General features: G+C 71.3%; 12 protein-coding genes and 1 pseudogene. 9 read left to right on the top strand and 4 right to left on the bottom strand.

Annotated elements, in window-relative coordinates:
* The first annotated feature begins 329 nt into the window (after positions 1 to 329).
* The 4 genes from QOZ89_RS28870 (at position 330) to QOZ89_RS28855 (ending at position 17,410) form a co-directional block, all read left to right on the top strand.
* On the top strand, positions 330 to 3,509 hold the full coding sequence (locus tag QOZ89_RS28870) for a helicase-related protein (RefSeq protein ID WP_312626607.1): 3,180 nt from the start codon (positions 330 to 332) through the stop codon (positions 3,507 to 3,509).
* Positions 3,509 to 8,350 (top strand): Eco57I restriction-modification methylase domain-containing protein, encoded by a 4,842-nt coding sequence (locus QOZ89_RS28865; protein WP_312626605.1) that lies wholly within the window; start codon positions 3,509 to 3,511, stop codon positions 8,348 to 8,350. Before QOZ89_RS28870 ends, QOZ89_RS28865 begins: the two co-directional genes overlap by 1 nt.
* 76 nt (positions 8,351 to 8,426) lie before the next feature.
* Entirely contained in the window at positions 8,427 to 14,987 is a 6,561-nt protein-coding gene (locus QOZ89_RS28860; protein ID WP_312626603.1) for a DEAD/DEAH box helicase, read from the top strand.
* On the top strand, positions 14,984 to 17,410 hold the full coding sequence (locus QOZ89_RS28855; RefSeq protein WP_312626601.1) for a UvrD-helicase domain-containing protein: 2,427 nt from the start codon (positions 14,984 to 14,986) through the stop codon (positions 17,408 to 17,410). Before QOZ89_RS28860 ends, QOZ89_RS28855 begins: the two co-directional genes overlap by 4 nt.
* 31 nt (positions 17,411 to 17,441) lie before the next feature.
* Here QOZ89_RS28855 and QOZ89_RS28850 read toward each other — a convergent pair whose 3' ends face one another.
* Entirely contained in the window at positions 17,442 to 18,830 is a 1,389-nt protein-coding gene (locus QOZ89_RS28850) for an NsdA family TPR-like regulatory protein (RefSeq protein ID WP_312626599.1), read from the bottom strand.
* Between the two features lie 394 nt (positions 18,831 to 19,224).
* Between QOZ89_RS28850 and QOZ89_RS28845 the strand changes: the two genes are divergently transcribed.
* The 5 genes from QOZ89_RS28845 (at position 19,225) to QOZ89_RS28825 (ending at position 21,727) form a co-directional block, all read left to right on the top strand.
* Entirely contained in the window at positions 19,225 to 19,719 is a 495-nt protein-coding gene (locus tag QOZ89_RS28845; protein ID WP_312626597.1) for a hypothetical protein, read from the top strand.
* Complete coding sequence (locus QOZ89_RS28840; protein WP_312626595.1) at positions 19,716 to 20,147, top strand: recombinase family protein; 432 nt, start codon at positions 19,716 to 19,718, stop codon at positions 20,145 to 20,147. The genes QOZ89_RS28845 and QOZ89_RS28840 overlap by 4 nt, the downstream gene beginning before the upstream one ends.
* 96 nt (positions 20,148 to 20,243) lie before the next feature.
* Positions 20,244 to 20,627, top strand: a complete 384-nt coding sequence (locus tag QOZ89_RS28835) for a helix-turn-helix domain-containing protein (protein WP_312626593.1) — start codon at positions 20,244 to 20,246, stop codon at positions 20,625 to 20,627.
* A 32-nt stretch (positions 20,628 to 20,659) separates the two neighbouring features.
* Positions 20,660 to 21,205 (top strand): flavoprotein, encoded by a 546-nt coding sequence (locus QOZ89_RS28830; protein WP_312626591.1) that lies wholly within the window; start codon positions 20,660 to 20,662, stop codon positions 21,203 to 21,205.
* A gap of 57 nt (positions 21,206 to 21,262) precedes the next feature.
* Complete coding sequence (locus tag QOZ89_RS28825) at positions 21,263 to 21,727, top strand: hypothetical protein (RefSeq protein ID WP_312626589.1); 465 nt, start codon at positions 21,263 to 21,265, stop codon at positions 21,725 to 21,727.
* 277 nt (positions 21,728 to 22,004) lie between these two features.
* On the opposite strand, the pseudogene QOZ89_RS28820 reads toward QOZ89_RS28825, so the two are convergent.
* The 3 genes and pseudogenes from QOZ89_RS28820 to QOZ89_RS28810 all read right to left on the bottom strand — a co-directional run.
* Positions 22,005 to 22,130 (bottom strand): annotated as a pseudogene (locus QOZ89_RS28820) (IS6 family transposase); the annotation flags it as partial.
* 152 nt (positions 22,131 to 22,282) lie between these two features.
* Entirely contained in the window at positions 22,283 to 22,861 is a 579-nt protein-coding gene (gene rnhA / locus QOZ89_RS28815; RefSeq protein WP_491723676.1) for a ribonuclease HI, read from the bottom strand.
* A gap of 231 nt (positions 22,862 to 23,092) precedes the next feature.
* The gene (locus tag QOZ89_RS28810) at positions 23,093 to 23,530 is read right to left on the bottom strand and encodes a P-loop NTPase family protein (protein ID WP_312626587.1); all 438 of its coding nucleotides are present in this window, start codon (positions 23,528 to 23,530) and stop codon (positions 23,093 to 23,095) included.
* Between the last annotated feature and the right edge of the window lie 159 nt (positions 23,531 to 23,689).

Raw genomic sequence — 23,689 nt, 5'->3', positions numbered from 1 at the left:
CACGCAGCAGCGGCCTGAATCGTCCGTGCCGACCTGCGGCCATCAACGCGCAGGCCCGCGAGGCCCTCGGGGTGCTGTGGGCCCGCGACCAGGTTCACGGGGCGCCGTCGTGTGGCGCGATTTGATCGTCAGCCTGCGTGTCGCTACCGCGATGCGTGGTGATTCGGTGGGTCAAGTTGGATGGAGTCCGGTGATGTTGCTGCCACGTAGCCTGGGTTTGTCTGGCGCATTGATCGTTTATCACCTGGCGCACCTAGTGGGTCGTTGTCTACTATGCTCACCCCTCGCCGTAGTTGGGTGGAACGCGGCGCATCGGGGGGTTAGCAATTATGGTCGCGTTTGCGCCGGGGTCGGTGGTCATTGCCCGAGATGAGGAGTGGCTGGTCACGGCCGCGGAGCGGGCGGGCGGCGGCGGCGACTGGCGGCTGGATGTTGTCGGGCTGAGCGAGCTCGTGCGGGAGACGACGGCCACCTTCTTTACCGCCCTGGACCACGACATCACGCTGTTGGACCCGCGGGAGGCCCGGCTGCGGCCCGACCCGTCGCCCAGGCATCGGCGGACGCGGCTGTGGCTGGAGGCGACGCTGCGGCGGACGCCGATGCCGTTCGGGGAGCCGTCGCTGACGGTGTCGGACGGAATGCTGGTCAACAAGCTGCAGTACCAGCGCCGGGCGGTGGCGCACGCGTTGGCCCCGGAGAACCTGCGCCCGCGGGTGCTGATCGCGGACGCCGTCGGCCTCGGGAAGACGCTTGAGATCGGGATGCTGCTCGCCGAGCTGACACGGCGGGGTCGGGCCGACCGGGTCCTGGTCGTCACCCCGCGCCATGTGCTGGAGCAGATGCAGCACGAGCTGTGGTGCCGGTTCGGGCTGCCGCTGGTGCGGCTGGACTCGGACGGGCTGCAGCGGGTGCGCCAGAAGCTTCCCGCGAACCGGAACCCGTTCACGTTCTATCGCCGGATCATCGTCTCGATCGACACGCTGAAGTCGCCGCGGTACCGGTCGTTCCTGGAGAAGCACCGCTGGGACGTCGTCGTCATCGACGAGTCGCACAACCTGACGAACGTCGGCACGCTGAACAACGAGCTGGCCCGGGTGCTTGCGCCGAATGCGGAGGCGCTGATCCTCGCGTCGGCGACGCCGCACAACGGCAAGAAGGAGTCGTTCGCCGAGCTGCTGCGCCTGCTGGACCCGACGGCGGTCGGCCCGGACGGCGAGTACGACGTCGCGGACGTGACGCGGCTGTTCGTCCGCCGGCACCGCAACTCCCCGGAGGTCGCGCGGGAGGTCGGCGCTGACTGGGCGCCCAGGCCGGAGCCCGTCATCATCCCGGTCCCGCCGTCGGCGGCCGAAGACGCGCTCGCCACCGAGTTGTCGGAGACCTGGCTTTACCCACGCGGCGGCGCGAAGGCCCCGATCTCGGGCAAGGGCTCGGCGCTGTTCCCCTGGACGCTTGCGAAGGCGTTTCTCTCCTCCCCGGCGGCGCTGTTGGAGACGACGGAGAGCCGGCTCAAGCGGATCAGCGCGCTGACGGACCGTGACACCGAGAGGGAACGCCAGGCGCTTGAACGGCTACGAGACCTCGCCCAGGACGCGCTGACGCCCACGAACACGGGGACCAATGGCAAGCTGGCGGCACTGGCCAAGTACCTGGCCGACGCAGGGGTAGGCCCTGGCTCGTCGACGCGGGCGGTGCTGTTCGCGGAGCGGGTCGCCACCCTCGGCTGGCTCGCCGACGAGCTACCGGCCCGTCTCGGCCTCGCACCCGGCCAGATAGCCGTCATGCACGGCGCATTGCCGGATGTCGAGCAGGAACGCATCGTCGACAACTTCAAGACGGCGGCGAGCCCGGTTCGGATCCTGGTCACCGGCGACGTGGCCAGCGAGGGTGTGAACCTGCATGCCCAGTGCCATCACCTGGTGCACGTCGACATCCCGTGGTCGCTGATCCGGATCGAGCAGCGCAACGGCCGGATCGACCGCTATGGCCAGCAGCATCCGCCCCAGATCGCCGCGCTCGCGCTCACCCCGTCCGACGAGCATTTCAGCGGCGACATCCGGGTGCTGCAGCGCCTCCTGGAGAAGGAGCACCTCGCGCACACCACGCTCGGCGACGCGGCCACGCTGATGCACCTGCACTCGGAGAAGGCCGAGGAGAACGCGATCCGTGCCGCGCTGGCCCGTCGCCTCGACCTCGACGAGATCGTTCCCGACCCGACGACCGCCCTGACGGCCCCCTCCACCAGTCACGACGCGACCAACCGCAGCGCCACCGACGCCAGCGACGGCGACGGCGACCTGATGTCGATGTTCGACGACGAGGACGACGACGAGCCGGCCGCGGGGGGAGACCCGGCGTTCGACAGCGAGTTCGTCATCGCCGCCGCCAAGGCCGCGCTGCCGCCACCGCCCACGCAGCGTCGGCGCGAGTCGCTGTACCCGAGCGACGTCGCCTTCCTGGAGGAGGCGCTCGCCGAGGTCTACGAGCAGCCGGCCCGGGCGCCGAACGAGGACCGGGGCGCGCCCCCAGGCAGCGGCGGCGTCGGCTGGACGGTCCATCAGGGCAGGGCGCTGGTCTCGCTCGCCCCGCCGCGGGACCTGCGGGTCCGCCTCGACGCGCTGCCCGCGTCCTACGTCGCCGAGCGCGGCGTGCGCGAGCAGCTGCTGCTCGCCACCGCGCCCGAGGTTGCGCTCGACAGCCTGCGCGCCGCCCGGGAAGGCCTCGCCCCGAGCGTCCGCCGCCCGGCGAGGACGACTGCCGTGCCGAAGAGCGGCAAGGGCGGCGCGGCCGTGGCCCGCAAGGGCGACGGCGCGGTCAGCGTCCGGGAGGTGCTGCCGGCGCACGGGTCGACCTGGCCGGAGGCGCATTTCCTGTCGCCGCTGCACCCGGTGCTCGACTGGGCGGCGGACAAGGTGCTCGCCGCGATGGGCCGGGGCGAGGTGCCGCTGGTCCGGGGCCCGGTCGACACGCCCCGTGTGCTGGTGCTGGCGACGCTGATGAACCAGCGGGGCCAGGTCGTCACCCGGCAGATGGTGTCGGTCGAGTTCCCCACCGGCCGCGCGGACCTGCCGGTCGCGGACGTTGTCGACGGCCTGGAGCTGTTCACCGGCACCGGCCTGATGGGCCCGAATCCGGTGAACCCGGGGCCGGCGGTCGTCACCGACGAGCTGACCGCGCTCGTCCCCGCGGCGATCGACGCGGCCGCGGCCGTTCTGAGCCTCGCCGAGGAGACCCAGCACGCCGACCTCGCCCGTCGTCTCCAGGCCTGGTCGTCCCGGCAGCTGCGCTGGCGCGACGAGGCGAGGCAGCTGGAGCTCGCCCTGACCGGCGCGGCTAGGGCGAAGGTCCGACGGCTGGCGAAGCGGGTCAGCCTGGAGGAGGAGATCGCCCTGTCGCTGAAGGCGAGCCAGCGACTGCTGCGGCCGCTCGTCGTCGTCATCCCCGCGGGCGCGGGGCAGGGGCCGGCGGAACCGGGCCCGGTGGGGCTGGGGCTGGAGGGGCAGGGCTGATGCCGGGCTTTGACGCCGTCATCGTCGGCGAGTCGTGGATCTCCGAGCACTACCTGACGTCCGACACCCGCAGCGGCACGTTCCTCGCCGAGGTGTTGGCGCTGCGCGACCGCTGGGACGAGACCGAGGGCGCGGGCCATCCGACGGCCCGCTCGGCGCTGCGGGACGCGGCCACGGCGCTGGCCCGCCAGTTCGGCGGCCTCGGTGAGCAGCCGACCGTCGACGCGGTCCACGACCTGCACCGCCAGGTCCGCCGCGCGCTGCTGCTCGACCGGGACGTCACCGTGTGGGAGTCGGACCGCTCCGGCGACGAGGTGCGGCTGCCCGCGGCGGTCGTCCATCCGACGCCGACCGGGACGGCGCTGCTGGTCCTGGAGGCCAGACCGGTCCGCGCTGTCGAGGAGCTGCTCGACCCAGCCACCGGCGTGTTGCTCGACCCGGCGCTGGTCGACGGCAAGCCGCTGGACGGGCTGGCGAAGACGATCTCCACCGTGTTCCTCGCCGATGACGCGCCGCCGCTGGTGCTGGTCCAGGCCGGTCGGTGGGTGCTGCTCGCGGAGCGGAGCCGCTGGCCGGAGGGCCGCTGGCTGGCCGTCGACCTCGGCGTCGTCGTCGACCGACGCGACACGAAGCGGGCCGGCGAGCTGGAGCACGCCGCCGCGATGCTCGGCCCGGACCTGCTGCTGCCCGCCGACGACGGCCAGACCCCCTGGCTCAGCCTGCTGGAGAAGTCCGTCCAGCACACCGTCGGCGTCTCGGCCGACCTGCGCAGGGGCGTGCGGCTGTCGATCTCGATCATCGCGAACGACGTGGTGAACCGGCGGACCGCGGCCGGGCTGCCGGTGCTCGACGTGCCTGGGCTCGGCCGGGACCTGGCCCGCCAGTCGCTGCGGTTCCTCTACCGGATCCTGTTCCTGCTGTACGCGGAGGCGTCGCCGCAGCTTGAGGTGCTGCCCGTTCAGGCGCCCGAATACCAAGCCGGCTACGGCCTCGACCGGCTGCGTGACCTGATCCTCACCGACCTGTCCGGCGAGCGTGCCCGGCGCGGCACCCACCTCTACTCCTCGCTCGCCCTGCTGTTCCGCCTCGTCGAGGCGGGCTACGACCCGCGTGACGGTTCCGCGGAACCGGGCGGTGCGGGCCGCGCCGACGGCGACGGCGACGGCGGCGCGCGCGTTCCGCGGAACGCGAAGATCGACGGTTCCGCGGAACCGTCGACTGCCGACGCCACGGGTGCGGACGAGCCGGACGGCGACGAGGGCGACCGGGCGGTGCCGGGCGACCGGCTGGTGTTCCAGGCGCTGCGCTCCGACCTGTTCGCGCAGGCGGCGACCGCGCTGATCGATGAGGTCGGCCTGGGCAACGAGGCGCTGCAGCAGGTGCTGCGCCATCTGCTGCTCACCCCGGAGAAGAAGGGCGCCGACCGCGGCTTTATCTCCTACGGCGAGCTGGGGATCAACCAGCTCGGCGCGGTCTACGAGGGCTTGATGTCCTGGTCCGGCATGATCGCCGACACCGACCTGTACGAAGTCGCGAAGGGCGGCGACCCATCTGGCGGCACTTGGCTGCTGCCGGCGGAGCGCGTCCACGACGTCCCGGCCGACACGCTGGTCCTGGAGAAGGACCGCGAGACCGGCGAGCCCAAGCCGGTGCTACACCGCAAGGGATCGTTCGTCTTCCGGCTGGCCGGTCGGGAACGCCAGCAGTCCGCGTCCTTCTATACCCCGGAGTCGCTGACCCGCTCGGTCGTGCACCACGCGCTCGCCGAGCTGCTCGACCAGGACGGGACGACGACCCGCGCCGCCGACATCCTGACGATGACGATCTGCGAGCCGGCGCTCGGCTCCGGCGCGTTCGCCATCGAGGCGGTTCGCCAGCTCGCCGCCGAGTACCTGCGCCGCGCCCAGGACGAGCGCGGCGAACGCATCCCCGCCGAGGAATACCCGGCCGAGCTGCAGCGGGTGAAGGCGTATCTCGCGTTGCACCAGGTCTACGGGGTGGACCTGAACGCGACGGCGGTCGAGCTCGCCGAGGTGTCGCTCTGGTTGGACACCATGCAGGCCGGCCTCGCCGCGCCCTGGTTCGGCCTGCACCTGCGCCGCGGCAACAGCCTGATCGGCGCTCGCCGCGCCGTCTACGACCCGAGTCTGCTGAAGAAGAAGGCGTGGCTGACGACCGTCCCGAAGGACATCGGCCTGCACGACCCGGCTGCGCCCGGCGTCGTCCCGTCCGCCGGCGCCGGGATCCACCACTTCCTGCTACCCGCCGCGGGCTGGGGCGCCGTCGTCGACACCCCCGAGGCGAAGACTTACGCGCCGGAGAAGCGCGAGGAACTGCGGAAATGGCGCTCCGCCGTCCTCAGCACGCCCGACGCGACCACCGCCAAGCGCCTCGTGCGGCTCGCGACCCGGGTCGAGGCGCTGTGGGCGCTCGCTCGGCGACGGCTGGAGCTTGCCGAGGCCGGAATCCGCCGCGACACCGGCGTCTGGGGCGCCGACCCAGACGTCACCGGGCTGCCCGAGGGGGTGGAGCCGGTCAGCCGCGAGCAGGTCGAGAAGGTCCTCGCCGACCCCGGCAGCGCCTACCGCCGCCTGCGCCGCGCGATGGACGCCTGGTGCGCCCTGTGGTCCTGGACGCTGACCACCGACGTCGCCCCACCCGACTGGGACGCCTGGCTCTCCGGCTTGGAAGCCCTGCTCGGCAAGGCCAGCGGAGACAAGAAGGCCGAACGGGCCGAGAAGGCCGGCCAGACCACGTTCGCCGGCGACCTGAGCTGGCGCGATCTCGACGACGCCGAGGCCTTGGACCTCGGCTATGCGGCGGCCTTCCCGGCCGACGAGGCCGTGGCGCGCCACCCGTGGCTGCGCGTTACCGACCAGATCGCCGAGACCCAAGGTTTCTTCCACTGGGAACTGGAGTTCCCCCAGGTCTTCACCAAGGGCGGCTTCGACCTCCAGGTCGGAAACCCGCCGTGGGTCCGCCCGGACTGGGACGACCCTGGGGTGCTCGCCGAGTTCGACCCGTGGTGGGCGCTCGACACCAAAGCAGTTGAATCCGCGAAGCGGGACCGCCGAAAGTATACGCTCGCACTAACCGGGGCTGATGCGTGGCACCTAGACCAGCGCGCGGAGCACGCCGGGGCGTATGCGCATCTTGCAAGCCTGGTCGACCGGCCATTGCTGCATGGTCTTCAGCCGGACCTGTATCGCTGCTTTATGGATCATGCGTGGCGGTCCGCGGCGCCAAGCGGAATCGTCTCTCTGATCCATCCTGAGTCCCACTTCACCGAACTACGCGCCGCGACGCTCCGCCGGGAGGCTTATCGACGCCTGCGTCGCCACTGGGGATTCAAGAATAACATGTATATCTTCCGGGAAATTAGCGACAAGCGGGCTTTCGGTATACATACCTATGGTGTGGCGCGCGACGTTTCCTTCTTGCATGCGAGCTGGATCTACTGGCCGGACATTGTCGACCGTTCTCTCATTCATGACAGCTCGGGTCCCGAGCCGGGAGTGCGTGATCATTTTGGAAAATGGGACACCCGGCCGCATAGATCTCGTATAACTCGAGTTGATAGTAGAGTGCTTCGCGAGTGGGCGGGGCTACTTGAAGAGGCGCGGGTCCCGGCCGACCAGACTCGCATGCTATTTCCAGTGAATCAGTCCGCGGCGGCCGTCTTGGGTAAACTTGTGGGAGCTCCAAGGCTCGGGGAACTTCAAGTCTCGTGGACGCGAGGATGGCACGAGTCTGAAGCCCGTCAAGACGGCTGGTTTGAGCGCCGACCTGCCGTCTCATCAACATGGGGAGACGTGATCATTCAAGGTCCGCATCTGAGCGTGGCCACCCCCCTCTACCAGCAACCGAACCCGACCTCGCGTAACGCCGCCGATACTGTGTCAATTGACCTTGAATCCGTTTCTGATGAATTTATTCCGCGCACCACGTACCAGCGGTCAAAGCCGGTTGACGAGTATCGGGCCGCTTACCCCAGATGGAACGGTCGTCCCAGTAACGACTATTTTCGCTTGCTCTGGCGCGAAATGGCGGACTCTGTGACAGTCAGGACCTTGCAGACCGCCTTGATGCCCCCGGGGCCAACGCATGTCCACGGTGTCAACAGCATTTCCGTTCCGAGTATGGAAGATCTCGTCGTCGCCGCAGGGATCTCCGCATCCCTGATCGCCGACTTCCTCGTCAAATCCACGGGATCAAGCCACATCACTCTTCCGCTCATGCGAAATATTCCGCACCTGCGCGGGCATGTGTTGGAGCCACTTCTGACGTTGCGTGCCCTGCGGCTGAACTGTCTCGTTCGACCATATGCCCCTATCTGGGAACAGCTCTATCTGCTAGACTGGCATGCAGACGATTGGGCGCCTGGGGTCGGTGTCGATTACCACGACCGCCCGGGACTTGGCGATGTCACTCCGACGTGGGAGCCCGGCACGCCGTTGAGGCGGGCCGCGGGTAGGCGGCAGGCCTTGGTGGAGATCGACGCGATCGTCGCGATCATGCTAGGGCTAACTGCAGACGAACTGGTGACTGTCTACCGGACGCAGTTCCCTGTGCTGCAGGACTATGAGCGCAAGGCGCGGTACGACAGCTTCGGGCGGCAGTTGCCTGGCGACCTGGCCAAGGAACTCGACAAACAGATATCGCTCAGCCGCAAGGTGCACACGCTGCAAGGGCCGGACCGGACCTACGTCGGGCCGTTCTTCACGGTGGATCGGGAGCGGGATCTGCAGCTGGCGCACGAGCACTTCTCGCGGATCGCGGCCGAGCGGCAGGCACGGGCGCGGCAGATTGAGGGCGCGGCGGCCGGGCAGGCGGGACGGTGACAGAAGCAAGCGGGCTGTGGCCGCACGTGGATGAGGTGGCCGGCGGGTGCCGCGCCGAGACCGGGCGGGTAGCGGCGTGAGTGGGCCGTTGCTGCCGTCGTTGCAGGCGGCGGATCTGCGGCGGGCGCTCACCGATTACCTGTCGACGACGTTCGCTTTGACCGACGACGATGTCCGGGCGGCGCTGACGGATTTCCTCACCGACCCGGACGGCGGCATCTTCCGCGGCCCGTACGCCCGGCTGCGCTTACCATTCCGCCCGGCTGACGGGGCGTGGACGGTGGCGCTGGACTGGTGGCCCGACGGCTTCGCTCCCTACGTCCACCAGGCGGCCGCGTGGGAGCGGCTGTCGTCGAAGCATCACCGCCCACGCCCGACGCTGGTGACGACCGGCACCGGCTCCGGCAAGACCGAGTCGTTCCTTTACCCGGTCCTCGACCACGCGTTGCGCGAGCGGCAGGCGGGCCGGCGGGGCCTGAAGGCGCTGTTGCTGTACCCGATGAACGCGCTGGCGAACGACCAAGCGGGCCGGATCGCGCGGCTGCTGACCTCCGACCCACGTCTGTCAGGCCTGACCGCGGGCCTTTACACCGGCGAGGACAAGGCCCAGCGCACCAAGGTCTCCGAGGCGGGGCTGATCACGTCGCGCGAGGTGTTGCGCTCGGACCCGCCGGACCTGCTGCTGACGAACTACAAGATGCTCGACCAACTGCTCCTACGCGCGGACGACCGCGGCCTGTGGGTGGGCGCCGAGCAGTCGCTGACCTACCTGGTCCTCGACGAGTTCCACACCTACGACGGCGCGCAGGGTACCGACGTGGCGATGCTGCTGCGTCGGCTCGGCTCGATGCTGGGCGTGGCCCGCGACGGCGCCCCACTCGGTGACATCGTCCCGGTCGCTACGTCGGCGACCCTCGGCGGCGGCAGCCCCGAGTCGTTCGCCGAGATGCGGGAGTTCGCCCGGACGGTGTTCGGCTGCCCGTTCGACGAGGACGCGGTCGTCGTCGAGGAGCGGATGACACCCGACGAGTGGCGCGCGGCTACCGCGGCGCCAGTGTCGGGCTACATCGCCCGACCGTTGGCGAGCGCGGCCCTGCTGGCGGACGCGGTCCGCGCGCCGGCGGGTGGCGGCCCGGACGAGGTGGCGCACGCGCTGCTGGGGGCGTTGTTCGCCCGGGAGAGCGACGGCGCGGGCCTGTCGGCGGCGGACATCCGCCGGCTGCGTGGCCGTGGCCGGCTGGCGGCGCTGCTCGCGGCCCATCCGCTGACCGGGCGGCTGCTGCCGGCGGCGCTGCGCCCGTCCCCGCTGCGGGACCTGGCCGCGGTGGCGCTGCTGGACGACGCGAGCCCGGGCCGCGCCGACGGGGTGCTGGTCGTCGAGGCGTTCCTCGGCCTGCTCTCGGCCGCGCGGGCGGACGCCGACCCGGCGGCGGGCCGGCGGCTGCTCGGCGTGGACACGCAGATGTGGGTGCGGGAGGTGACCCGGGTCGACCGGCGGGTGTCGGCGGCGCCGGCGTTCCGCTGGTCGGACGACGGCGCGCACACCGACACCGACCTGTACCTGCCGGCGCTGTACTGCCGGCACTGCGGCCGTTCGGGGTGGGGCGCGGTACGCACGGTGATGGGCCGCGCCCTCGAAGCGACGGACACGTCGGTGCGCCGGGCCTCCCGGGAACGCGACCAGCGGTTCCGCGCCCTGCTGCACGCCCCGGGCGAGGCGGCGATGCTAGCCGGCGCCGTCACCGGCAACGGCCGGACGCCCGGCGCTGGCGGCACGAATGGCGCGTTGCCGGGCGGTGACGGGGTGGCCGTCGAGGGGCTGCTATGGCTGGACCTAGCGAGTCTGGAGTTCGTCGCCCAGCCGGCGGCGGACGGCGGCGGGGCCGACGAGGCGACTCAGATCCCGGTGCTCGTCGACTGGGACGACGACGCGGCGGCCCGTGACCAGACCTGCCCGTCGTGCCGGCAGCCGGACGGGATTCGGTTCCTCGGCTCCGGAGTGTCCACGCTGACGTCGGTGACGCTGTCGGCGCTGTTCGGCTCGGCCCACCTGGATGGCGCGGAGAAGAAGAGCCTGCTGTTCACCGACAGCGTGCAGGACGCGGCCTACATGGCCGGGTTCGTGCAGGCCCGGTCGCACGCCCTGTCGCTGCGCGCCGCGCTGTCGGCCACGGTCGACGCGGCCGGCCCGCTCGCCCTGGCCGACCTGCCCCGGGAGGCGATGGCCCGGGCCGGCGACGACCCGGTGCGCCGCTACCGGCTGGTGCCGCCCGCGGTCGCGGATTGGGCCGCGTTCCGGCGGTACTGGGACCCGTCGGGCTCCGGCCCGGAGCGGACGAGCGCGCGGCGGACCGTGGAGCGGCGCCTCGCGTTCGACGCGGCGCTGGAGTTCGGCCTGAACGCCCGCACCGGCCGCACCCTGGAGCTGACCGGGGCCGTCGTCGCCGAGGTCGACACCGACTCGCCGCTGGCGCTGCGCCGCGTCGGGCGCCGGGCACTGACGAAGGCCCGCGAGCAGCATTCGCTGTCCCAGGACGTCGACGAGGCACTTGGCGCCGGGTTCGACGACGCGCGCCTGGCCGGCTGGGTGCGCGGCGTGCTGGAACGGGTCCGGACCCGCGGCGGGATCGCGCACCACTGGCTGGACCGCTACATCGACGACGACGGCAACCGCTGGTTCATCTCCGGCGGGCGGGGCGATGCCCGCAACGAGGGCCTGCCGGCCTTCCCACCGGGCCGGCCCGCGCCGGCGTTCCCGACGACCGGTGCCCGCGCCGACAACCTGGACGTCGTCACCGGCACCCGGTCCTGGTATGCCCGCTGGTCAGGGCGGCAGCTGCGGCTGACGAACCGGGACGGTGGGCTGGTCACCCGGGCACTGCTGGAGGAGGCCGCCGCCGTCGGCTGGCTGCGGACCCGGCGGACCAAGGCGGGCGCGACGGTGTTCGCGCTCGACCCCGAACGGGTCATGCTGGCCGCCACCGACTCGAACGGGCTGGCCGACGGGTCGCTGGCGCTGCGCTGCGACGTCTGCCAGACGCTGACCCCGGGGCGGCGCCAGACCGTGGAGGACCTGGCCGGGGCTGTGTGCCTGCGCCAGTTCTGCCCGGGCACGCTGCGCAGGGCGCCGCGCGGCGACGACTACTACCGGGCGCTGTACCGCAGCGGGGACATGCGCCGGGTCGTCGCCCATGAGCACACCTCGCTGCTGCCCGGCAAGGTGCGCCTGGCGGTGGAGAACGCGTTCCGGGACGGGACCGGCCCCGCGGTGCCGAACGTGCTGACCGCGACGCCGACGCTGGAGCTCGGCATCGACATCGGCGACCTGTCGACGGTGCTGCTCGGGTCGCTGCCGCGGTCGGTCGCGTCCTACCTGCAGCGGGTCGGCCGCGCCGGGCGGCTCACCGGGAACGCGCTGGTCCTCGCCTATGTGCCAGGCCGGTCGCGGAACGCGCCGCTGCTCGCCGACCCACTCGCGCTGCTCGACGGCGAGGTCCGCCCGCCGGCGACCTACCTGGACGCGATCGAGATCCTGCAGCGCCAGTACGTCGCCTGGCTCGTCGACCGGAGGGCCCGGGCCGGGGTGCCGAGCCCGCGTAACGCCGGTGGGGTGTTCCCGGACCTTGACGCCGGGCCGGGCACGTGGCTTGGCGACCTGCTCGCCGACGCGGCCGCCCACGCCGACGCCTACACCGCCGAGTTCCTGGCCCTGTTCGGTGACACCGTCCGTCCCGACACCGCCGAGCATCTGCGCCGCTGGGCCGGTGTGGACGCGGGCTCGGGCGGCGCGGGCGAGTCGGGCCTGGGCCAGCTGCTGCGCCGTGCCGTTATCGACTACCGCCGGGAGATCGACGACCTCGGCTACCGACACAGCGCGCTGACCGACAAGATCCCCGGTCTGGTCGCCGCCGCCGGCCAGCCGACCGCCACCGACGAGGACCGGCTCGCCGCCCGGATGGCCCAGGCCGAGGCGAAGTTCCTCGCTAGACGGCGTGCTGAGCTGGCCACCCAGTTCTGGGTCGCCGCGCTCGAAGAACGTGGCGTGCTGCCGAACTACACGCTGCTCGACGACACCGTCACCCTCGACGTCACGCTGCGCTGGGTCGACCACGAAACCGCCGAATACCGCGAGGAGGCCCGCGCATACCAGCGCGGCAGCGCGATCGCGCTCACCGAGTGGGCACCGGGCTCGACCTTCTACGCCCAGGGGCTGGCGGTGCGCATCGACGCCGTCGACGTCGGCCGTGACCTGGACGCGCTGCTACAGACCTGGCGGCTGTGCGCCGCCTGCGGCTGGTCGGCCGTCTCCCGCCGCTCCGAAGGCCCGGAGCCGCCGCCGCCCGCGTCGTGCCCGCGCTGCGGCGACACCGCCGTCGCCGACACCGGCCAGGCGCTGACCGTGCTGCCGCTGGAACGGGTGTCGGCACAGGTCTCCCGCGACGCGGCGGCGATCTCGGACGCCCGCGACGAGCGTGACCGGATGACGTTCGCCGTCATCGGTGCCGCTGACATCGACGCGGACCAGATCTCCGGCGCCTGGCAGCTGCGGGACTACCCGTTCGGCGCCGAGTACGTCCGCCAGCTCGACGTCCGCTGGGTCAACGTCGGCCGCGCCGTCGAGCAGGGCGCTCCCCGCCTGCTCGCCGGCGCCGAGGTCCGCGCGCCGCTGTTCACCGTCTGCCCCGGCTGCGGGGTCGTCCCCGCCGCCCAGCCCGGCGTGCGCGACCCGCAGGGTGCCCGGCACCGGGCCTGGTGCCCGCACCGGACCGCGATCGTCGTTCCATGGGCGGAGCTGGCGCTCGGCCGCACGCTGCGGACCCAGGCCGTGCGCATGCTGCTGCCGCCGCACTTCACCCTCGACCACTTCGCCGTCCCGTCGTTCAGCGCCGCCCTGCTGCTCGGGCTGCGCGAAGTGCTCGGCGGCACGCCCGACCACCTGGCCCTCATCGAGACCCACCTCCCGGTCGACGGCCAGGACCGCACCGCGCTGCTGCTACACGACCGGGTACCCGGCGGCACCGGCTACCTGGCCGACCTGGCCCGGCCCGGCCGAGTCCGGGACGTCCTCACCGCCGCGCTGAACGTCGTCGCATCCTGCTCGTGCCAGGACGAGGGTGTGCTGGCCTGCCCGCAATGCCTGCTCCCGTTCACCGGCGTGGTCGCCCGCACCTCCCGGGCCCGGGCCGAGCAGATGCTCACCGAGCTCCTCGGCCTCGCGCCCAGCGGCGCTGGCGCCGCCGTCGCGGCGGAGGAGGAGCCGGCGGCCGGGCGGGGCTGGAACCCCGAAGAGCTGCGGTCCATCGCGGACATCCCGATGCCGTCGCTCGACAGCGCCCTGGAGCTGCGGTTCCGCCGGACGTTCACCGAAGCGCTGAAGGCCCGCGGAGCGTCCGTCCAAGAGATCCCGCACCTCGTCGGCACCGAGGTCCGGTTCGGCGTGCCCGGGCAGGTGCACCGCCGCTGGACGCTGCGTCCGCAGGTCCTCGTCCACGGCTGCCGACCCGACTTCGAGCTGCTGTGCGAGGACCCGGCGGTCCCGCGTGTCTACGTCTTCACCGACGGCCGCTTCTGGCACGCCACCCCGGCACACAACCGGATCGCGGACGACGCCGCGAAACGGGCCGTGCTGCGCGAGGCCGGCAACGTGGTCTGGGCCGTCACCGACGACGACGTCGCCACCTTCGAGGCGATCGCCCGCGGGGAGCAGGCAACCCCCGCCGGCGCCGGCTGGTACACCGGCAAGGTCCGCGACCGCCTCGTCAGGCTGCGCCAGCAGTCCATCCCCGCCGGCTCCGTCTCCGACGCGCTCGCCACCGCTGACGCCGTCACCCAGCTCATCCACTGGGTCACGGACCCCCGGCCCGAAGCCTGGCGCAAGCTCGCCCACGGCCTCCCGTTCGCCCTCGTCGATGGCAAGCCCAAGCCCATCGGCACGCGCTCCACCCTCGATCGCCTCGCGGCCGAGGCACTGGGCGCCACCCCGCCCGCCGCGACCGCCGAATCGGCCGGCATCGGGGATCAGCTTCGCGGCTGGTGCTGGCGTCACGGGCCGCTCGTGGTCGCCACCGCCGCCCGGGCAGCGAAGCCCATCGACCCGGGGGCGATCCTCGTTGTCGACGACCGTGACGACACGCTCGCCACCGTCGACGGGACCGCCTCCTGGCGACACTGGCTGGCGCTGTCCAACGTCCTCGGCCACGCGAACCCTAGGGTCGCTCGACCGGTCGCCCTGTCTCAGGCCCTGGGACAAACCCTGGCGGCGACCACCGCGGACGAGACAGGCGCCGAGCCCGCCACGGCGCCCGGCGGCGTCCGCGACACCGCTGCCGCCGTCTCGACGCTTCCGGCACCGTGGCAGGCCCTCGTCGAGGCGGCCGCGGACGACACGGAACGCGCTCTGCTCATCGGCCTCGCCACCGCGGGCGCGCCACTCCCCGAGCAGGGCTACGAGACCGACGACGGCTACCCCATCGACTTGGCCTGGGTGGCCGCGCACATCGCTGTCCTGGTCACTCCGGACGAGGCCGTCACTGCGACGCTGGCGGGTGGCGGATGGCGGGTCGTCGGACCCGACCTGGACCGACTGGTAGAGCTGCTGACGGCAGCGGACACGGACGGAGGCTCAGGGCGTCGATGAGCAACATCACGATGTCCCGGCAGTTCCGTAAGCGACTCGACATCGACGGGTCGCTCAAGCAACGGGCTTGGGACTTCCTCACCAAGCTGATGACCGACCCGACCAGCCCAGGGCTGCATATCGAGCCGATCAAGGGCTCGCGCGACCCGCGGGTGCGCACCGGCCGGGTCAACGACAACTTCCGCGCCGTCATGTTCCTGGTGGCCCAGCAGCCCGAGCCGCACTTCGTGCTCGCCGCCGTCGCCAAGCACGACGAGGCCAACGCGCTTGCCGAGCGGCTCGTGCTCACCACCAATCCGGTGACGGGCGTGCTGGAGGTGCTGGAGGACACCCCGGCGCACTGGGTTCCGCCAGCCCCGCCCGTCTCGGCGGCAACGCCGGTCGAGGCCTCCGCCGCCGCGGACAGCATGTCCGGCGCATCCGTGGCCGCGGAGGTCGCGCCAAGCGCCGAGCCGCCGCTCGCCGGGTTCGCCAGCGCGGATCTCGAGGCGATCGGACTGCCTGCGAGCCTGGTGGCCCGGGCGCTCGCCTGCGCCGATGAGGACGCACTGATCGCCGTCGCCGGTGACGAACGGCTGCCATCCTGGCAGGGCGACGCGCTGCTCACGCTGGCCACCGGCGCCTCCGTCGCGGACGTGCTGGCCCAGCTGCGACCGTCGGACGCGCCGCCGGCCGATAACACCACCGCGGCCAGCGGTGGGCCGACCGAGCCGGGAGGCGGGCGGGCGACCGAGCCGGGAGGCGAGCCGGAGCTGGCACCCGGGTCGAAGGCCGAGCCCGAGCAGGTATTGACGCCCGCGAGCGACGCCGAGGTCGAGGCGGCGCTCGCCCGGCCCGGCACGCTGATGGACTTCGTCCGGATCGAGACCGACGGCGAGTTGCGGCGCGTACTGGACGGCACGTTCGCCGACTGGCGGGTGTTCCTGCACCCCGAGCAGCGCCACTACGTCCACCTCGACACCAACGGTGCCTACCGGCTGACTGGCGGAGCCGGCACCGGGAAGACCGTCGTCGCGCTTCACCGCGCCCGGCATCTGACGTTCCACAAGAACGACGCGCGGGTCGTGCTCACCACCTTCACCCGCAACCTCGCCGATAACCTCGCCCGCGACCTGCGGATACTCGACCCGTCGATCCCGCAGGTCCGGCTCGGGCAGCCGGGAATCACCGTCCGGGGAATCGACCAGCTCGCGCTGGAGATCGTCGGCTCTACCCCGGCAGAGATCCGCGCGAAGGTCGGCGGCGACCTTCTCGCCGCTGGCACGGTGCCCGGGCCGCTGACCGACCGCGAGGAGCGCGCCGCCTGGGCCGACGCCGCCCGGGCCAGGGGCCTGACTGGAGACCTGGCCAGGCCCAGCTTCCTCATCAGTGAGTACCGGATGGTCATCCTCGCCCGTGACCTGACCACCCGCGCCGATTACCTGCGCGCCCCCCGCCCCGGCCGCGGCACCCGGCTCTCCCGAGCCCAGCGGATGTCCATCTGGGACGCCGTGGAGAAGTACCGTCGCCAGCTCGCGCTCGACCAGAAGGCCAGCTTCGCCGAGATCGCCGTCCTGGCCGCCCGCTGCGCCGACGCCACGGAGGCCGCCGACGGGCGCCGGCCGGCCGACTACGTCGTTGTCGACGAGGCCCAGGACCTGCACCCCGGCCACTGGCGCCTGCTGCGGGCGCTCGTAGCTGAGGGCCCGAACGACCTGTTCATCGCTGAGGACTCCCACCAGCGCATCTACGGCGAGAAGGTCGTCCTCTCCCGTTACGGCATACACATCCGCGGCCGGAGCCGCCGGCTCACCCTCAACTACCGCACGACGGCGCAGAACCTGCGCTTCGCCGTCAGCATCCTCGCCGACAGCCCCGTCACCGATCTCGACGACGAGACCGACAGCGTCGCCGGCTACCGCTCCGCAATGAATGGCCCTGCCCCGGCTCTGCACCCCTGCTCCGGCCTGACCGAGGAACTCGACGCCGCCGCCGACACTCTGCGCGCCTGGCTGATCCCACCGGCCAAGACCGCCGACGACGGCGCGCGCGGCGCGAAGAGGGACGGCAAGGTGCTGGCTGTCGAGCCGGGAAGTCTCGGCATTCTCACCCGCAGCGCCGCCCAGCGCGACACCGTTGCGCAAGGCCTGCGGGACCGTGGGATCCCCGTCCAAGTCGTCGCCACCCAGGACCCCGGCCGCGCCGACGCTCCACGGCTGATGACCATGCATCGCGCCAAGGGCCTTGAGTTCAGCCGCGTCATCCTGTTCGGCGTCGATCGCAACGCCGTCCCCTCCGCCCAGGCTCTCGCCGACGAAACCCCCGACGAACGCGCCGACCGCGAGACCCGCGAACGATTCCTCCTCTACGTGGCTGCTTCTCGGGCCCGAGATGCACTCGTCGTCCTCTGGACTGGCAGCCCGTCGCCTTTCCTGCCGCGATAACAGTGGTGGGTCGCTGACCTGCAGGTTCGGGTCAGACTACGGCGCCTGGGGGCAGTGCGCGGCCGGCGGGGAGGAGCTGGTCGGCGAGGTCGCGGACGGTCGGGAGGCGGGTCCAGTTGGGGTTGGCGTGGAGGTGGCGCCAGATCGCGGCGGCGCGGTTGACGGTGGCGCCGTGGTCGTTGCCGGCGGCGACGGTCAGCGCGTCCTGGATCGCGCCGGCCGCCTGCTCGGGTTCAGGTTTGCTCCGGCGGAGAAACGCGCGAGCGAGCGCGAGCTGGGTACCGGCGATCCGGACGTGCCGGCCGCTGCCGTGGAGCAGGGCAAGCGACGCCCGGGCGTGGCCCTCGGCGGCTTCGCCCTGGCCGAGGTAGCCGAGGGTAACGGCGCTGAAGGCTTCGTAGGCTTCCTCATCGCCGGGTTCGGTGCCCGGCTGGGGCGGCCCGGTCCAGACGGTGTCGTGCATCGTCCGCAGGGCGGCCAGCGCGCCGGCGGTATCGCCGGTCTGGGCGAGGGCACGGGCCAGCGAACTGGCGAGGGTGGGCGCGACATACGGGTGGGCGCCGGGCAGGGCGGCGCGGGCCATGGAGGCGGCCGTCGTGAATTCTCCGGCGAAGAACGCCAGTGCGGCGCGCATCGCCACCACCGCGCCGGCGAGCAGCGGGTCGTCTGCGGCGTTGGCGTGCTGGCCAGCCAGGACAAAGAAGGTCAACGCGGTGCCGTCGTCGTTCATGCTGAACGCGAGCCGTCCGCGGTAGAACGCCCACTGGCCGGCGACAAGCTCGACGTCGCGACGCGCGGCGCCGGAAACACGGGTGTCCAAAAGGGCCTCGGCGTCGTCCCAAGCCTTCTCCACCGGACCAACGAGCTCGGCGTGTGGGGTGACGGCGTACAGCGTGCTCAGCCGGTGGATGCCGTGCTGGAGTTGGGCGAGCGTCAGCGGGTCGGGTGTCGACGTGGCGATGGCGCGGGAGATGCCGGCGGCGCGGGTGGCGGGGTCGGCCAGGGCGCCGGTGGTGGCGGCGACAACGCCGATGTTGAGCAGGTCTCGGCGGCGCGTGGGAATCGCCTCCTCGTCCTCGGCGGGCGGGGCCTCTCCATCGTCGCCCGCCAAGCAGCCTGCCGTCGTCCCATTGCCGGGAACAGTCCGGGCACGCGGCGGGCCGTCTGGCGGGCCGAGGAGGGCGTCCGCGTCGTCGCCGAACATCGCCTCCAGCACCCGGCAGGACACCGGGTAGGGCAGGGACGGGATGTTGCCGCTGACCCAGCGGGTGGCTTGGCGGTAGGAGATGGCGTGGTCGCGGTTTTCGGGACCGGCGCGGCGGGCGGCCTTGTTGAACTCCTTGACGAAGCGTTCGACGGTCAGGCCGCGTTCGCGCAGGCGCAGGGCGAGCAGGGTCCGGGGCGGGTCGTCCGGGGGCATGGCCGCCTCCCTCGGGAAATCTGACGTGGCGGGTCCGGCCCATGATCCGGACATTCGGCCGATCTGTCACGACGCCACCACGCGCCGTCCCGAGACGTCGGTAAGACGTCCGCCAGACGGCGGGAACACGGCGGTCCAGCCGTCCCAGGACGTCGGTCCGACGGCCGAAAGACGGCGATCCGACGGCGGGATGACCGGCGAGGCGATCCCAGCCGCTGGCCGGCCGTGGTCGCCGGGTGCGCCGTGGACGAGGTGTCGGTGGCGACGGCGGGCATCCCCCGGTGATCGTGGCCGCGGCCCGCCCCAGCTGGCGCGGGCCGTCGCGGCTGGTGGCGCACCACAGGACCTGCGGTGCGCGCCACCAGCCGGGTTCGTCTGCCCAACGGGAGGCCCGATGACGCCCCTGATGATCGACCTCGACGGCGCTGGCTACGGCCCTGTGCCAGTCGACCTGGAACCGGTGCGGCTGCCCGCCCGGCCCGGTGTCCTCCTCGACGCCGTGCCATGGCCGGACTGGATCCCGGCCGGCAGCCAGCCCGTCGACACCGCCGCCTTGCGGGCCGCCCGGTCGGCCGGTGCGCGGGTCGCGGTCGCCTGCCCGGCGCTGGCCTCCCCGGGGCAGGTGATGCTCGCTCTCGCCGTCGGCCGGCTGCTCGCCGACGAGCGCGCCGCCGCCGGCGCCTGTCTGACCCCGCTGGTGATCTGTCCGACCCGGCCCCGCTGCGCCTGGGAATCGGGCGCCGTCATCGTCCCTCACCCGGTCACCGTCCTGACCTGGAAAAGCGCTCAGCTGCGCGTCGTCTGGGAGGTCACCCACCAGGAGCAGATCATCGCCTGGCCCGCACGCCTGGCACCGGTCGCGCTCTGGCCGACGGCGGTGCCGGCGTGAGCACCGCGATGGCCGCGCCACGCTCGGCTGTCGGCTATATCTGTGTCCCGCACGCCGACGAGGACCAGATCAACGGTCTGGACGGCCAGCTCGCCGCCCACGCCCGGCGGACGGGCCTCGACCTGGTCGAGGTGTTCGTCGACCGCGACACCACCGCCAGCCAAACCGACCGGCCCGGCCTGGCACTCGCCGTCGGCGCGATCACCCTCCGCCCGGACGCACTGCTCCTGATCCCCGACCTGTCACACCTGCCCACCGTCCCAGCCACCGGGGCGCCGGCCGCAGGGGTGCCGGCCGACGAGCGGTTCACCAGCGTCGTCCACGAGATCCGCATGGTGAACCCCGGCCGCGCAGACCTCTCGACAGGGGCCGCCGTCCCGCCGCGGCCGAGTCGACGCCGCCAGGCCGGGCGGGCCGAGCCTGGCTGACCGCCGGGCGAGGGCCACGTCCTGGTGACGGCAGCTGACGCCGAGCCCGCGGTTGCGGCTTGCGGCTGTTCATCGAGTGGCGGCGGGGATGATGATGTGGTGGCGATCTTCGGGCAGGCGCTGCGTGGGCTGCGGGGACCGATGTCGATCCGGGAGCTCGCGAGCCAGGCGCACTGCGGCAAGACCCGCGTCTCGGACCTCGAACGCGGCCGGCGCACACCGAGCCCTCGGAAGGCCGCCGCGCTCGACCAGGCCCTCGGTGCTGGCGGCCAACTCGCCGCGCTTGTCCCCGCGCCAGCCACTCGGCGGGCTGTCCTGGCTGCCGCGACCACCGGAGCGACCACCGCGGATGCTCGACGCACCGGCCGCGAGTCTGCTGGCCGCGACGCGTTTCGCGAAGTCGAGGGTCACACCCCCGACGAGGACCTTCTTGCCGATCTTCGTGCCGCTGTCGCCGAACAGGCCGGCATCGCAGCCTGATGGCGAGCCAAGCACAGGCGTCCGTCCTGCATGTGGTGGTCTGCGCGGCGCCGCCCGCCCAGCAGATCGAGGAACTCATCCGCCTTGCCCAGTCCGATGGCTGGTCGGTGTGCGTCATCCCGTCCCCGGCTGCGGCCGAATGGTTGGACCTTGCCGCGCTCGCCGAGGCGACCGGTCACCCCGTCTGCGCACGAGCGCGACGTCCTGACGAGCCGAAACTGCCGCCTGCCGATGCCGTCGCGGTGGCGCCGGCCACCTTCAACACGATCAACAAATGTGCGGCGGGCATCAACGACAACGCGGCGCTCGGCGTGGTCAACGAGGCCGCCGGCCTTGGCATCCCGGTGGTGGTCGCCCCGTATGTGAAGGCAACGCTCGCCGCGCATCCCTCATTCGCGCGAGCCCTCGGGGAGCTGGCCGCCTTCGGATTCACGATCCTGGCCAACAACACGATCCAGCCGCCCGAGGGCACCGTAACGTTCGTGTGGCGTCCCGTACTCGAGGCCCTCTCAGAGATGGATCCGCGCACACCGTTGACGTCGGCGATCCCATCGGGTCAAGGGGTGAGACGGTCGTAGAAGTTATTGTCAATTCGGACGGATCGCTCCGTACCGCGTATCCCAAGTGAGTGACGCGTGGAAGAATTTGCACTTCAGTGGAAGATTGGGCATACCGGAACCGCGGCAGATCTCATCATGACTGCTTCGGGAAGGACCGTCACGGTCCACACGACCTATCTGGGAGACGGGCTGGGAGAGTTGGTGCGGTCAGCGCTAGACCTACTCCGGGGATCGCGGTCTTCGATCGCGCTGCTTCTGTCCGAGCCGGGTGGAACCTGGCTTTTCTTTACGGACTCTCGGCATCACGTATTCCTCCAGCTGGTTGAGTTTCCGAATGTATGGTCAGAGAGCCTCTGGGCTGGGGGCAGCTTGGTCTGGTCCGGTCGGATCGGAGTGAACCAGTATGCATATGAGAGTCTGAAGATCGCCGAGGGCGCTCTGGAGTACTACGGGGACGCTGAATTCTACTTGGCTAAATGGGGCGCTCGATTTCCCGCCGAGGAGGTGAGCGAGGTTCGGGATCTTCTTCGCGCGGCGTGACACCTTCGTGAAGTAGTCAATATTCCTGCCCCGGAAGAATCGCCCGACCATGATCAGTGAAAATGGGGATTTCTCCCGGAGATCGAGCCGATATGGCGTGCTGGCGATCAGTCAGATATTGGTTTCCGGAGGCCCAGCGCCAGATCGCCGAAATGAGAGCGGGCAATTTCTGGGCCGACGTCACCCGATTGCTCCGGTGAAATTCTGGTTGTTCCTTCGAATCCATCCGGGGAGCTTGTTGGAAGGTGGTCAGGTTCGATGCTTCACAATAGATCGTGACATCCCGGTACGACAGCGCGAACCACAGCCACCACCGCATCGCCAGCGTGATCACCTCGGGTGGGAACCGGAACCCGACGAACCCCGAGATCGGGACCGGCGGACGAGGGTGGCGGCGAGACATCACTCGATCATGTCGGCCCGCCGAGGCTGACCACGACCTCGATCCGCGCAACAGACCCGGCAGGACGACCTCGACCGGCAGAGCCCCGACCGGCCGCGCATCCCCGGATGATGTTCATTCGGCATTCGGGCGGGAGAGTCCGCGCCCGGCGATCAGCTTGGCTGTCGGCGCGCCTCGATCAGTCCGCGGTTCGCGAGCTGATCGGCGAGCTCGTTGCCGGGATCGCCAGCGTGCCCACGTACCCACAGCCACTCGACGTTGTGCACACTCGCGGCCGCGTCCAGGCGTTGCCACAGGTCAACGTTCTTGACCGGTTTCTTCTCGCCGGTTTTCCAGCCGTTCCTTTTCCAACGAGCGAGCCACTCGTTGATGCCGCTACGCAGGTACTGGGAGTCGGTATGGATACGTACGACCGATGGCCGGGTGAGAGCCTCAAACGCCATGATCGCCGCCAGTAGCTCCATGCGATTGTTCGTGGTGTCACCAGGTTCACCGCCGCAGATGGTCTTCTCATGCCTGCCATAGCGCAGGACGGCGCCCCATCCCCCGGGGCCCGGATTACCTTTGCAGGCGCTGTCGGTGTAGATCTCGACGACACCGTCGCGGTCACCTTGCCGTCCCCCTCCTCCGCTGGCGGTTCTCACCTTGCGATCGGCGGAGGTGCGGTACTGGGCGACGACAGGCGGTCTCCGCTCGGCCGCGCCTACGATCTGCTCATCCTGATCGATCAATCGCCGCCTCCAGTCTTTCGGCGGAGGCCAGGGAACACCCCACCTCGCTAGTTGCTCGCGGGTCCAACCTCCCGCAGGCGTCCGCGCGGCGTCGATTTCGTCTGACGTCGGCGCCACCTGGCGATCGTAGCCTGTGGCCAGGGTGGAATCCTGCGTCCACTCAGGACCAGATAGGCCCTCCTGGTTCTAAACACTTGCCACAGCGGAAGCCTGGCCGTCGGGCCGCGCTGTTCAAGCCGGGAATGACGGTGCGACACCTGGGTGGATTCGCTGCGGCAGGGCCTCGGTGACGATACGGGCGACGATCTCCTGTTGGGTGTCGGCGGGGCTGAGGATCTGTTCGCCGGGAACGCCGAGCAGGTCGTCCGGGACGTACCACTCGGCCAGTTCGCGTTCGCCGTAGCCGCCGGTGTTCGGTTTCGTCGCGTGTCGGCGCACAGTCTCCTCGAGCGGGAGGCGGAAGTAGTAGGCGTGGGCCGGGCCGGCGTGTGCGGCGATGACCGACTTCAGCGTGGTGCCGTATCGGGTGGTGTCCAGGATGCCTTCGAGGATGACGTCGCAGCCGCCGGCCAGGCAGCGCGTCACGATCGTGGCGGTCAGGTCGATGTTCAGTGCGCCCGGGAGGTCCGGCTCGCGGAGCAGCTCGCGGCGGACCACGTCCTGCTGCACCTTACCGACCTGCTCAGGGCGTTGAGCCGTCCCGAGCAGCGCATATGCGTCATGAACATGTTCGTAACGTCAACTGCCGGGTCGATCGAGCCCGGGGGCAATGCGCTGCAGCGAGCCGCGATTCCCGGGGCGTCGCCCGGTGACATGCAGTGTCCGGCT

This window comes from Pseudofrankia coriaricola (assembly GCF_032027725.1).
Classification (GTDB): Bacteria; Actinomycetota; Actinomycetes; order Frankiales; family Frankiaceae; genus Pseudofrankia.
The sequence above is the reverse complement of the archived record's forward strand: the minus strand, read 5'-3'. Positions and strand labels throughout refer to the sequence as shown.